We start from the raw sequence: 12,410 nt of genomic DNA, 5'->3' as shown, positions 1-12,410 counted from the left end.
CGTGCCCGCCTCCACACCTGCCCGGCCGCAGACGCGTCCCCTCGCCGCCGCCGCCCGCGGGGTCCTGCTCGCGCTGGTCGCCGTCCTGACCCTGACCGCCACCCGGGACCCCGGGCAGCTGTGGTGGATCGCCCTGCTGGCGGTCGCCGGCCTGCCCTCGCTGCTCGCCCCCGAGCACCGGCTGCTCGGTCCGCTCAGCCGGCTCGCCGAGGCGGTGGTGATCGGGCTGGCCGCCAGCCAGGTCGCCGTCGAGTCCGCGCTCGGCGGGTCGATCGCAGGGCTCGGCGCCTCGGCGGTGCTGCCCTACCTGGCGGTGCCGGTGACCGTCACCGCGCTGCGCCGCCGGTTCCGGGAGGGCGCCGCGCTGCTCGGGGTCACCGCGGCCACCCTGCTCGTCGCCGGCGCGTTCACCGAGGTCGACGGCGGGCGGCAACTCGGCCAGCCCGGGTACCTCGCGGTCTGCGCGCAGTGGCTGATCCTGGCCGCGCTCGGGCTCTACGCGGCGGGCACCCTGCACCAGGTGATGCGGGTCCGCGGCGAGGGCAAGCCCCAGCCGTACGCGGAGGCGACCCGCCTGCTGACCCAGCTGCGCACGGTGGCCCGGCAGCTGCCCGGCGCCACCCTCGACCCGGGCGGCATCTCCGAGCACCTGCTGGAGGAGCTGCGTACCGTCGCCCCCGGCGAGCGGGCGGCGGTCCTATCGGCCAGCGGCGGCGGCCGGCTGGTGGTGCTCGCCCAGGTGGGCGTGGATCGGGTCGACTGGGAGACCACGCTCGACGCGGACTCGGCGATCGCCGACGCCTGGGCCAGCCAGCAACCGCAGACGGCGGCCCGCTCACAGGCCCGCTCGCACCGGCGGGGGGACGTCTCCGCGCTGATCGTGCCGCTGGTCGCCGGGGTCCGCACGATCGGCCTGGTGGTGATCGAGGCGGACACCGCGCACGCGTACCCGCCGCCGGTGGTGTCCCGGGTGACCGCGCTGACCGGACCGGCCGCGCTGCGGCTGGAGGCGGCGCTGCTCTTCGACGAGGTCCGCTCGCTGGCCACCAACGAGGAGCGGCAGCGGCTGGCCCGGGAGATCCACGACGGGGTCGCCCAGGAGCTCGTGATGGTCGGCTACGGCATCGACAACGCGCTGGCCTACGTCGAGGAGGACCCGAAGGAGACCGCCGAGGCGCTGCGCACCCTGCGCGGCGAGGTGACCCGGGTGATCACGGAGCTGCGGCTGAGCCTGTTCGAGCTGCGCAGCGAGGTGGACCGGCACGGCGGGCTGGCCGCGGCGATCGCCGAGTACGCGCGCACGGTCGGCGCCTCCGGCGGCCTGCGGGTGCACCTGTCGCTGGACGAGTCCACCGCCCGGCTCCCCGCCGCCACCGAGGCCGAGCTGCTGCGCATCGCGCAGGAGGCGGTCACCAACGCCCGCAAGCACGCCGGGGCGTCGAACCTCTGGGTCACCTGCGAGGTGGACCCCCCGTACGCGCAGATCGAAGTGTCGGATGACGGTCACGGCATCGGTGACCAGCGTACGGACGGGCACTACGGTCTTGCGATCATGGCCGAGAGGGCGGAACGTATCCGGGGCCGGTTGGAGATCAGGCCGCGCCAACCCAGCGGCACGACCGTGGCGGTGGTGGTGGGTTCGTCGCCCCGGCGCGATACCGTGCGTGGCAGCGCAGCAGCAGAAGGGGAGTAACCCGAGGATGACCACAAGTCCGACACCGGCAACTCGTACCAAGGTCCTCCTTGTCGACGATCACGATCTGATCCGCAAGGGCCTTCGGCACGCCTTCGAGCGCGACCGGCAGTTCGAGGTCGTCGGCGAGGCCGCCACCGCGGCAGAAGGCGTACGCCAGGCCGGCGCGCTGCAGCCGGACGTCGTGATCATGGATCTGCGGCTTCCCGACGGCAGCGGCCTGGAGGCCACCCGGGCGCTGCGCAAGTCCAGCGCCTCGATGGGCATCGTCGTGCTCACCATGTACGCGGGCGACGACCAGCTCTTCGGCGCCCTGGAGGCCGGGGCGAGCGCGTTCGTGCCGAAGACCGCGCCGGCCGACGAGGTGGTGGCCGCCGCCCGGCACGCCGCCTCCTCCCCCAGCGCGTTCACCGCGGCCGACCTGGCCGAGGCGATGAAGCGTCGGCTGGCCCCCTCCGGCCCGCAGCTCTCCCCGCGGGAGGGTCAGGTGCTGCGGCTGCTCGCCGACGGCATGAGCGTGGCCGGCATCGCCAAGCAGCTCTTCGTCAGCGAGTCCACCGCCAAGACCCACATCTCCAAGCTCTACGAGAAGCTGGGTGCCGCCAACCGGGCGCAGGCGCTGATGACCGCGCTGCGGCTCGGCCTGCTCGAGGCCCCGGACGCGCCGAAGTTCTGACCGCCTCCGAGCGTGCCCGAGGGGTCCGCGTCCGCTCGTCGGACCCGGGCCCCTCGGTCTGTCCGGGCGCCGCCGACTCCCCGGGGTGAGCGGACGACCGCGCAGCGACGGCGGTCTTTGCACCGGGGCGGCGGAGGGGCAGAATACCCGGGTGGCCCGCGCGGGCGACGTTCTCGCGTCTGTCGACGAAGAGGTGGGGCATGCAGCGGCCGGACTGGGCACCCGACACCATCGACATCGAGCGCCCCAGCGTCGCCCGCATGTACGACTACTACCTCGGCGGCTCGCACAACTTCGCCGCCGACCGGGCGGCGGCCCGGGCGATGATGGAGGCGGTGCCCGACGCTCCGCTGATGGCCCAGGCCAACCGGGCCTTCCTGCGCCGGGTGGTGCAGTTCCTGGTCGACTCCGGCGTACGCCAGTTCCTCGACATCGGCTCGGGAATCCCCACCGTCGGCAACGTGCACGAGATCGCCCAACGGATCGCTCCCGACGCCCGGGTGGTCTACGTCGACGTCGACCCGGTGGCCGTGGCGCACAGCCGGGAGATCCTCGGCGGCAACCCGGGCGCCACGGTGATCCGGGAGGACCTGCGCCGGCCGGCGGCGATCCTGGCCCATCCCGAGGTGACCAGGCTGATCGACTTCTCCCAGCCGGTCGCCGTGATGGTCGTGGCGGTGCTGCACTTCATCCCGGACTCCGACCGGCCCGAGGAGATCCTGCGGACGCTGCGCGCGGCGCTCGCGCCCGGCAGCTACCTGGTGCTGTCGCAGGCCAGCGACGAGAGCCGCGGCCACACCGGCGAGCGGGCCGAGGCGGAGCGGGTCTACCGGCGCACCGACAATCCACTGTCGATCCGCGACCGGGCCGAGCTGACCGCGTTCTTCGACGGGTTCGAGCTGGTCGAACCGGGCGTGGTCTGGGTGCCGCAGTGGCGCCCCGAGACGGCGGAGAGCGCCGAGGACGCCGAGCGGGCCGTCTTCATCGGTGGCGTCGGACGTCTCGGTGGCTGAGCCGGCGGCGACGTCCTGCCCCGGGACGTTCGCCCGTGCCTGGGCCAAGGCGGTCTCCGGCACCAGCTACCTGCCGATGACCCAGGCGCAGCTGGAAGCGCTGCTGCACCGGCTCACCGGGCGGCTGGCCGGCGCGCTGCGGGCGGAGCCGTTCGACCCCCGCGTCGGCCACCAGGTCGGCGCGGAACTGGTCGCCGCGCACATCGCCTCCGCCGAGGGGCTGGGCCGCACGGTGGAGGTCATCCAGCTCCGGCTGGTCCGCGACCTCGGCCTGGTCACCGACGACGTCGAGGACCGGATGGCCCGGCTGCTGGCCACGGTGGCCACCGGGTACGCCCGCGCGTTGCGGGACCGGACCCTCGACGAGCAGGAGTCGATCCGTCGGGCCGCGATGACGGCCCGCGCGCAGGCCGAGCGGGCGCTGCGCGACAGCGAGGCCCGCTTCCGCCACCAGGCGACCCACGACCCGCTGACCGACCTGCCCAACCGCACCCTGTTCACCGAGCGGCTCACCGCCGCCATCGACCGGCCCGGCCGGGGCGCCGACCGGATCGGGGTCTGCTTCCTCGACCTGGACCGGTTCAAGGTGGTCAACGACTCGCTCGGGCACCAGGTCGGCGACGCCCTGCTGGTGTCGGTGGCGGCGCGGCTGCGCCGGGCCCTCGGCGACCACCTCGTCGCCCGCCTCGGCGGGGACGAGTTCGTTGTCCTGGTCGAGCGGACCACCGGCACGCACGACGTGGTCCGGGTCGCCGAGGCGGCGCTGGCCGCGGTCGGCGAACCCGCCCTGGTGGACGGACACGAGCTGACCGTCTCGGCCAGCGTCGGCATCGTCGAGCGGCCGGTGGCCGGCGCCTCGCCCGTCGAGCTGATGCGCGCGGCCGACAGTACGCTGCACTGGGCCAAGGCCGCCGGCGGCGCCCGCTGGTCCCTCTTCGACCCCGACCGGCACCGGGACGAGCTGGACCGGTACGCCCTCTCGGCGGCCATCCCCGCGGCGATCGACCGGGGCGAGTTCTACCTGGACTACCAGCCGCTGACCTCGCTGCGCGACGGGGCGCTGCTCGGCGTGGAGGCGCTGGTCCGGTGGCGTCACCCGGAGCTGGGGGTGTTGCGCCCGGACCGCTTCATCGGGCTCGCCGAGGAGACCGGGTTGATCGTCCGGCTCGGCGGGTGGGTGCTCGCCGAGGCCTGCCGGGAGGCCGAGAGCTGGGGCGCACCGGCGCCCTTCGTCAGCGTCAACCTGGCGGTCCGCCAGGTGCACCGGCCCGGCCTGGTGCAGGAGGTCGGCGGGCTGCTGCGGCAGACCGGCCTGCCGCCCGAGCGGCTCCAGCTGGAGATCACCGAGAGCACCATGATGAGCACCGCGGAGGAGCCGGTCCGGGCCCTGCGGGTCCTGGCCGACCTGGGCGTCCGGATCGCCATCGACGACTTCGGCACCGGCTACTGCAACCTGGCGTACCTGCGGGACCTGCCGGTGACCGAGCTGAAGGTGGCCGGGGAGTTCGTGGCCGGGCTGCGCGCGCCGGTGACCGACCCGACCAGCCGTACCGACGAGCGGATCCTCGCCTCGCTGGTCTCGCTCGCCCACGCGCTGGACCTGACGGTCACCGCCGAGGGCGTGGAGACCGAAGGGCAGGCCGACCGGCTGCGGGCGATCGGCTGCGACGCCGGCCAGGGCTGGTACTTCGGTCGGCCGGGGCCGGCCGCGGGCTGCCTCGGTCGCTCCCCGGCGCTGTCCACGCTGGCCGGTGCGGCGACGGTCGGCTCAGGCGGGTAGCGACGGCCCGGCGGCGGTACGACGCGGTGCCCGCCCCGGCACCGGCCACTGACCGTCGTCGCCGTGGAGGTACGTCAGCACCGCCAGCACCCGCCGGTTGTCGTCGTCCGACGGCGGCATTCGCAGTTTGCAGAAGATGTTGTTGATGTGCTTGCTGACCGCCTTCTCGGTGACGAAGAGTCGGGCGGCGATCGCCGCGTTGGACCGCCCCTCGGCCATCAGGCCCAGCACCTCGCGCTCCCGGGCGGTCAGCTCCCGCAACGGCTCGGCCCCGGAACGGCTGGCCAGCAGCTGGGAGACCACCTCCGGATCCATCACCGTGCCACCGCCGGCCACCCGGCGTACCGCGTCGACGAACTGGGCCACGTTGGAGACCCGGTCCTTGAGCAGGTAGCCGACGCCACCGGCGCGGTCGGAGAGCAGCTCCCGGGCGTAGAGCTGCTCGACGTGCTGGGAGAGCACCAGGATCGGCAGGCCGGGGAGCTCGGCGCGGGCCCGGATGGCCGCCTGCAACCCCTCGTCGGTGAAGGTCGGCGGCAGCCGGACGTCGAGAACGGCCACGTCCGGCCGGTGGGTCACCAGGGCCGACAGCACCGACGGTCCGTTGTCGACGGCCGCGACCACCTCGAAACCGAACGCCTCGAGGATGCGGGTCAGCCCGTCCCGGAGGAGGGCGAGGTCTTCGGCGATGACAACTCGCACGGCAGCTCCATGGTCACGACTGTGGGCCCGCCGGGCGGACTGGTCACCACCATCGTTCCATCAAAGGCCGCGAGCCGTCGCCCGATACCGGCCAGTCCGCTGCCCGCCGCCGGGTCGGCGCCGCCCCGGCCGTCGTCACCCACCACGATGGTCAGCCGCCCGTCGCGGTGACCCAGCCGGATCCAGGCGTGGGCGGCGCCGCTGTGCTTGGTGACGTTCGCCAGCCCCTCGGCCACCGCGAAGTACGCCGCGGACTCCATCGGCGCCTCCGGGCGGCCCGGCAGGTCGACCTCGACCTTCACCGGCAGCGGCACGGCCAGCGCGAGCGCGCGAACCGCGCCGTCGAGACCGCGCTCGGCGAGCACCGGCGGGTGGATGCCGCGTACCAGGTCGCGCAGCTCGACCAGGGCCTGGCCGCTGGTCTCCCGCGCCTCGGCCAGCAGCTTCCCGGCGGCGGCCGGGTCCCGCGCCAGCAGTTGCTCGGCCAGGCCGATGCTCATGCTCAACGCGACCAGCCGGGCCTGCGCCCCGTCGTGCAGGTCCCGCTCGATGCGACGCAGCTCGGCCGCCTGGGCGTCGACGGTGTCGGCCCGGGTGACGGTGAGCTGGCGGACCCGCAGCGCCAGCTCCGCCGCCCGGGTCGGGGCCAGGAAGAGCCGGGCGAAGGTCAGGTGCAGCCAGACCAGCCAGGGGGCGACGGCCAGGCCGCCGAGCAGCAGCAGCCAGCCCTGCGGCAGCGCGGCCAGCGCCTCGGCGAGGTTGGTCATCGGCCAGAACAGGCCGTAGCCGTACGAGTCGGCGATCAGGTAGAGCAGCAGCGGCACCCCGAGCGCGCCCTCCAGCCCGTACAGCGGCAGGGCGAAGGCGAGCAGGCACGCCCCACCGGTGAGCGCGCCGGGGACCAGCCAGGCGAAGTCCCGCCAGGTGGCCGGGTCGCCCACCACCCACCGGAAGCGGCGCCAGGTGCCGAACTGCGCGTCCGGCGGCAGCGGCCGGTACGGCGTGGCGATGGGCACGCCGGCCCACCGGGCGAGCCGGCGTTGCAGCCCGGTCGAGAGCCGTACCAGCGCGGTCACCATCGGGAACAGCGCGAAGCCGATGCCGAAGGCGGGGATGAGCAGCAGCGACACCAGCGACAGCGCGAACAGCGCGAGGTTGGTGGTCAGGGAGAGCACGGCCACGGCCAGGCCCTGGAGGGCGGCGGTCGCGCCGGGCCGGAGCGTCTGGCGGGCGAACTCTCTCACCGGGCTGTCCACGGGTTCCATTCTCGGTCACGACCGAGCCGGGTTCGGTGGTGCTAGGACCACCGGCGTCGGGGAGGTGACACTCCTGTTCCCGCGCCCGGCGACCAGAAGGATCGACGGCAGGAAGCGAACCCGATCCTCGGAGGAACCCGACATGTCCCGGCAAAGACTGGCCGGCCTGCCGTCCGGCCGACGCAGCAAGTACGCCCTGATCGTCTTCTGGCTCGTGCTCGTCGCGGTGGCCGGCCCGCTCTCGGTCAAGCTGAGCGAGGTGCAGGACAACGACACCCTCGGCCTGCTGCCCGCCGGCGTGGAGAGCAGCCGGGCCGTCGCGCGGGCGGAGGCGGCCTTCCCGGAGTCGGAGAAGCCGGTGGCGATCGCCGTCTACGTCCGCGACAGCGGCCTCACCGACGCCGACCGGGCCAAGGCCGAGGCCGACCGCGTCGTGTTCGCCCGGTACGCCGACGGCGGTGCGGTGCCGCCCCCGGTGCCCAGCGAGGACGGGAAGGCGCTGCTGGTCTCCTTCCCGGTCGCCGGCGACGACACCGGGCGCCTGGCGGCGGTGACCGACGTCAAGGAGCGGCTCGCCGTCGACCAGCCGGCCGGCCTGCGCACCGCGCTGACCGGTGACGCGGCGGCGGAGAGCGACGTCTTCGACGCGTTCGGCGGGATGGACCTCACGCTGCTGCTGGCGACCGCGGCCACCGTCGCGGTGCTGCTCCTGATCACCTACCGCAGCCCGGTGCTCTGGCTCATCCCGCTGGTCACCGCCGGCATCGCCAACCAGTTCGCCGGCGGCATCGTCTATCTGATGGCCAGGTACGGCGGGGTGACGGTCGACTTCCAGAGCCAGACCATCCTGACCGTGCTGGTCTTCGGCGTCGGCGTGGACTACGCCCTGCTGCTGATCGCCCGGTACCGGGAGGAGCTGCGCCGGCACGCCGACCGGCACGAGGCGATGCGGGTGGCGCTGCGCCGGTCGTTCGGCGCGATCTGCGCCTCGGCGGCGACCGTCGCGATCGGACTGCTCTGCCTGCTCGCCGCCGAACTGCCGTCCACCCGCGGGCTGGGCCCGGTCGGCGCGGTCGGCATCGGCGCCGCCCTGCTCGCCATGACCACCCTGCTGCCGGCGGTGCTCGTCCTCTGCGGACGGTGGGTCTTCTGGCCGTTCGTGCCGCGCCACGCCCCGACCGCCGCCACCGCCGACGCGACCGGCGACCACGGGATCTGGCGCCGGATCGCGGCGCTGGTCGGGGGCCGGCCCCGCGCGGTCTGGATCGGCACCACGGCGGCGCTCGTCGCGCTGACCTTCGGCATCGGCAACCTGAGCATCGGCCTGCCCAACGAGGAATCCTTCACCTCGGAGGTCGGCTCGGTGACCGGTCAGCGGCTGATCGCGGCGCACTACCCGAGCGGTTCGGCGTCGCCGGCCGAGATCCTGGCCACGGCCGGTACGGCCGACGAGGTGACCTCCGCCGCCCGGGCGGTGCCCGGTGTGGCCCGGGTCGACGAGCCGGAGCGTTCCGCCGACGGCGCCTGGGTGCGGATTCCGGCGGTGCTGGCCGACACGCCGGACAGCGACGCCGCCCTGGCGACCGTGCAGCGGCTCCGCGCGGCGGTCCACGAGGTGCCCGGCGCCCAGGCGCTGGTCGGCGGCAGGACCGCGGTCCTGGTGGACGAGGAGCGCGTCGTCGGCCGGGACAACCGGGTGATCATCCCGCTCGTGCTCGCGGTCGTCCTCGTCATCCTGGTGCTCCTGCTGCGGGCGCTGGTCGCGCCGCTGCTGCTGATGGTGAGCGTGGTCCTGTCGTACGCCGCCGCGATGGGGGCCGCCGGCCTCGTCCTGGACGCGCTGGGCCACCCCAAGCTCTTCGTGGGCATCCCGCTGCAGGCGTTCCTGTTCCTCGTCGCCCTCGGCGTCGACTACACGATCTTCCTGATGACGCGGGCCCGGGAGGAGACGGCGCGGCTGGGGCACCGGCCGGGCGTGCTGCACGCGCTGACCGTCACCGGCGGCGTCATCACCAGCGCGGGGGTCGTGCTCGCGGCCACCTTCGGCGCGCTGGGTGTGCTGCCGCTGGTGCCGTCGATGCAGACCGGGGTGATCGTGGCCGTCGGCATCCTGCTCGACACCCTGCTGGTGCGCAGCCTGCTCATCCCGGCGCTGGCGCTCGACCTGGGCGCCCGCACCTGGTGGCCCGGGAAGCTGTCCCGCCGGGACGCCGCGACCGCCCCGGCCGAGCCGGTCCCCGCCGGAGCCTGACCGCGACCGCTTGGCGAGCGCCACGCACATGTCGGACCGGCCGTTGTCGACGAGCGTGACACCTCGGAGTCGTGTCGATGCCTCTGAGGTGTCACGCTCGCGGTGGTGTCACGCCCCCGGCCGGCGCAGCCGGACCGGTCGTCAGCCGGCGAGCAGGGCGGCCATCCGGTGCGCCTGGGTCTCCCAGCGCCACTCCTTCTCCACCCAGGCCCGACCGGCCGCGCCGAGCTGACGGGCCAGGTCCCGGTCGGCGAGGAGGGTGGCCACCCGGTCGGCGAGCTGGGCGACGTCCCGGCCGCGCACCACGTACCCGGTCTCGCCCTCGCGGACCGCGTCGGGCGCGCCGCCGGAGTCACCGGCCACCACCGGCAGGCCGGTCGCGGAGGCTTCCAGGTAGACGATCCCGAGCCCCTCCACGTCGAGACCCCGGTTACGGGTGCGGCAGGGCATCGCGTACACGTCACCGGCGGCGTAGTGCGCCGGCAGTTCGACGGTGGGCACCGAGCCGGTGAAGACCACGTCGCGCTCGACGCCGACCTGCCGCGCGAGCTTCTCCAGCGTCGCCCGGTACGGCCCGCCGCCCACGATCAGCAGCGCCGCGTCCGGAACCCGACGGCGGATCTCCGGCATGGCGCGGATCAGCATGTCCTGGCCCTTGCGGGGCACCAGCCGCGACACGCAGACCACCACCGGACGGTCGGCCAGGCCGAGCCGGACCCGGACCGGTTCGCCGTCGACCGACGGGTGGTAGGTGTCCACGTCGACGCCGGGGGCGAGCCGGCGCAGGTCGGTCAACCCGTGCAGCGCCCGTTCGAGGCGTACCCGGGTGTAGTCGCCGAGGTAGGTGACGACGTCCGCGCCCCGGCCGATCCGGCGCAGCGCGGCGCGGGCGGCGGGCAGCGCCGCCCAGCCGACCTCGTGGCCGTGGGTCTGCGCGACCACCCGGCGGACGCCGGCCCGCCGGCGCAGCCCGGCGGCGAGGAGGCCGAGCGGGGCGGCGGCGCCGAACCAGACGGTGTCGCACTCGTGTTCCCGGGCCAGCCGGGCGGCCCGGCGGGCCACCAGCGGGGTCGGCAGCAGCACCCGGGTCCGCTCCCGGACCACCGGGAAGGGCTGATCGGCGTCGAACTTCTCGGCGCCCTTCCAGCTGGAGGCGTAGACCACCACCGAGCCGGCCGGCTGCTGCACGGCGAGGCCGTGCACGAAGGACTGGATGCCCCCGGGGCGGGGCGGGAAGTCGTTGGTGATCAGCAACGTCCGGCTCATCGGCCGGCCTCCCTGGCGTAGGCGCGGGCGGCGGCCATCCGCTCCACGGTGGACGGGTGCGACGCCGACCAGAGGTACTCCCAGCGCGGCGGGTCGGGGTCGGCCAGGTTGATCCCGGCGAGCCGGCGCTGCATGGCCTCGAAGGTGGCCGGGTCGCCGGTCAACGCGAGCGCGTGGGCGTCGGCGCGTGCCTCGACCCGGCGGGAGACCAGCGCCTGGACCGGCCCGGCGATCAGCCCGGTCACCGTCACCAGGGCGATCAGCAGCGGGAACGCGCGCGGCTCGGCGACGGAGTCGACCCCGGCCAGCCGCAGCAGCGGCGCCCAGGAGCCGATCAGGTAGAGCCCGACCACGGTCAGAGCGGCGCCGAGCGCCCCGGTCAGCGTGCCGACCGTGACGTCCCGGTCCTTCGCGTGCCCCAGCTCGTGCGCCACCACGCTGGTCACCTCCGCCGGGGTGGCCTCGCGCAGCAGGGTGTCGTAGACGACCACCCGCCGGGTGGGCCCCAGCCCAGAGACGTACGCGTTGACCGCCCTGGTCCGCCGTGACGCGTCGGCGACCAGCACGTCCCGCACCGGCACGCCGTCGCGGGCCGCCATGGCCATCAGCTCGGTACGCAGCGCGCCCTGCTCCATCGGGGTGAACCGGTTGAACACCGGCTCCACCAGGACCGGCAGGACGAAGGAGAGGAGCACCACCAGCCCGGCGGCGCCGGCCGCGCCGAACGCCCACCACCAGCGCGGGGCGAGCCGGGTGACGGTGTAGAAGCCGAGCAGCGCGATCGCGCCGATCACGGCGCTGACCGCGTACGACTTGAGCAGGTCGACCGTCCAGCCGCTCCAGCCGTGGGTGCTGAGCCCGTAGCGGGTGAGCACGGCCTGCCGCCAGGCGGCGAAGGGCAGGGTGAGCAGGTCGGCGACGAGCACCACGGCGAGGCCGCCGAGCACCGCGCGGGCGGCCCAGTGGCCGCCGAACGGACGGCCGGCGAGTTCGACCAGGTGGGCGCCGAGCGGGGTGAGCCCGAGCAGCAGCGCCACCAGCAGGCCGGCCACGAGTGCGCCGTACGTGCCGGGGCGCAGCGCGGCGCGGAAGGCGCGGCTCCGGTCGACCTGGTCGACGGGGAGGTCGCGCAGCGCGGCGAGCTGGTCGGCGCGGGGTGCCGGCGGGCGGTGCCAGGGCACCAGCAGCGCGCTCGTCACGAGCAGCGCCAGCACCAGGCCGGCGAGGGTGAGCAGCGCCCAACCGCGCGGGGTCACCTCGGCACCCCGTCGGTCGTCGGCCTGCCGGCGTGGCGTCGTCCCCGGGTCATCCCACCGCTCCTCCCGCCGTGAGCGCCCATCCTATGGCCCCGCGCGGTCGGCCCGGACGGGACGTCGGCACGCCGGCACGCACCATGTGCGGCACCGGGAGCGGGAGCCGCCGCACCGGGACGGGGGCGGCTACGCCGCCCGGCGGCGACCGGGTACGCGGCGTCGCACGGGCGGGCCGGACTCGTGGCCGAGCACCTCCACGTCGAAGCCGGCCCGGGCGAACACCTCCACCGCATGGCGCTCGGCGGCGCCCAGGCCGGCCGTCGGCGAGTCGTCGAGCAGGGCGGTCACCAGGCAGTCGGCGCAGCCGGCGCCGCGGATCCCGCAGCCGTCGCAGTCGATGAGCATCGTGCCTCCTGACGCAGTGCGGCGGCGGGGGCGACGACCTCGTCACCGCCCGGCCACCGTCGGTCAGGTCGGACACTAGAGCCCGGGTACGACAGAACCGGACAACCGGTGATCA

10 protein-coding genes are annotated in these 12,410 nt (G+C 74.9%); 5 read left to right on the top strand and 5 right to left on the bottom strand.

Annotated features, from left to right (window positions below):
* Position 1: 1 nt before the first annotated feature.
* From AC5L3Z_RS08020 to AC5L3Z_RS08005, 4 genes are all read left to right on the top strand, one after another.
* On the top strand, positions 2-1,693 hold the full coding sequence (locus AC5L3Z_RS08020; protein WP_494840751.1) for a sensor histidine kinase: 1,692 nt from the start codon (positions 2-4) through the stop codon (positions 1,691-1,693).
* A 7-nt stretch (positions 1,694-1,700) separates the two neighbouring features.
* Entirely contained in the window at positions 1,701-2,369 is a 669-nt protein-coding gene (locus tag AC5L3Z_RS08015) for a response regulator transcription factor (protein ID WP_007072219.1), read from the top strand.
* Positions 2,370-2,569: 200 nt separating this feature from the next.
* Positions 2,570-3,382 (top strand): SAM-dependent methyltransferase, encoded by an 813-nt coding sequence (locus AC5L3Z_RS08010; RefSeq protein WP_494840749.1) that lies wholly within the window; start codon positions 2,570-2,572, stop codon positions 3,380-3,382.
* Between the two features lie 76 nt (positions 3,383-3,458).
* A complete protein-coding gene (locus AC5L3Z_RS08005; RefSeq protein ID WP_494841271.1) occupies positions 3,459-5,162 on the top strand; it encodes a putative bifunctional diguanylate cyclase/phosphodiesterase in 1,704 nt (567 codons plus the stop codon).
* Here AC5L3Z_RS08005 and AC5L3Z_RS08000 read toward each other — a convergent pair.
* Both AC5L3Z_RS08000 and AC5L3Z_RS07995 read right to left on the bottom strand, forming a co-directional pair.
* Positions 5,151-5,864 (bottom strand): response regulator, encoded by a 714-nt coding sequence (locus tag AC5L3Z_RS08000; RefSeq protein WP_494840747.1) that lies wholly within the window; start codon positions 5,862-5,864, stop codon positions 5,151-5,153. The genes AC5L3Z_RS08005 and AC5L3Z_RS08000 overlap by 12 nt on opposite strands.
* On the bottom strand, positions 5,816-7,120 hold the full coding sequence (locus AC5L3Z_RS07995; protein ID WP_494840746.1) for a sensor histidine kinase: 1,305 nt from the start codon (positions 7,118-7,120) through the stop codon (positions 5,816-5,818). The genes AC5L3Z_RS08000 and AC5L3Z_RS07995 overlap by 49 nt, the downstream gene beginning before the upstream one ends.
* 142 nt (positions 7,121-7,262) lie before the next feature.
* Here AC5L3Z_RS07995 and AC5L3Z_RS07990 point away from each other — a divergent pair, with 142 nt between their 5' ends.
* Positions 7,263-9,371, top strand: a complete 2,109-nt coding sequence (locus AC5L3Z_RS07990; RefSeq protein ID WP_494840744.1) for an MMPL family transporter — start codon at positions 7,263-7,265, stop codon at positions 9,369-9,371.
* Positions 9,372-9,512: 141 nt separating this feature from the next.
* Here AC5L3Z_RS07990 and AC5L3Z_RS07985 read toward each other — a convergent pair whose 3' ends face one another.
* The 3 genes from AC5L3Z_RS07985 to AC5L3Z_RS07975 all read right to left on the bottom strand — a co-directional run bounded on the left by AC5L3Z_RS07985 (position 9,513) and on the right by AC5L3Z_RS07975 (position 12,295).
* Positions 9,513-10,637, bottom strand: a complete 1,125-nt coding sequence (locus AC5L3Z_RS07985) for a glycosyltransferase family 4 protein (protein ID WP_494840742.1) — start codon at positions 10,635-10,637, stop codon at positions 9,513-9,515.
* A complete protein-coding gene (locus tag AC5L3Z_RS07980; protein ID WP_494840740.1) occupies positions 10,634-11,893 on the bottom strand; it encodes a M48 family metallopeptidase in 1,260 nt (419 codons plus the stop codon). The genes AC5L3Z_RS07985 and AC5L3Z_RS07980 overlap by 4 nt, the downstream gene beginning before the upstream one ends.
* Positions 11,894-12,076: 183 nt before the next feature.
* The gene (locus tag AC5L3Z_RS07975; RefSeq protein WP_494840739.1) at positions 12,077-12,295 is read right to left on the bottom strand and encodes a hypothetical protein; all 219 of its coding nucleotides are present in this window, start codon (positions 12,293-12,295) and stop codon (positions 12,077-12,079) included.
* Positions 12,296-12,410 lie beyond the last annotated feature (115 nt).

It is taken from the genome of Micromonospora sp. LZ37 (assembly GCF_059359015.1).
Note: the sequence above shows the minus strand (reverse complement) of the source record. Positions and strands in the feature narration are given on the sequence as shown.

Bases quoted from the DNA above. Each gene is read 5' to 3' on its own strand.
- AC5L3Z_RS07975 (WP_494840739.1), bottom strand. From the start codon at position 12,295: ATGCTCATCGACTGCGACGGCTGCGGGATCCGCGGCGCCGGCTGCGCC.
- AC5L3Z_RS08005 (WP_494841271.1), top strand. From the start codon at position 3,459: ATGACCCAGGCGCAGCTGGAAGCGCTGCTGCACCGGCTCACCGGGCGG.
- AC5L3Z_RS08010 (WP_494840749.1), top strand. From the start codon at position 2,570: ATGCAGCGGCCGGACTGGGCACCCGACACCATCGACATCGAGCGCCCC.
- AC5L3Z_RS07990 (WP_494840744.1), top strand. From the start codon at position 7,263: ATGTCCCGGCAAAGACTGGCCGGCCTGCCGTCCGGCCGACGCAGCAAG.
- AC5L3Z_RS07985 (WP_494840742.1), bottom strand. From the start codon at position 10,637: ATGAGCCGGACGTTGCTGATCACCAACGACTTCCCGCCCCGCCCCGGG.
- AC5L3Z_RS08015 (WP_007072219.1), top strand. From the start codon at position 1,701: ATGACCACAAGTCCGACACCGGCAACTCGTACCAAGGTCCTCCTTGTC.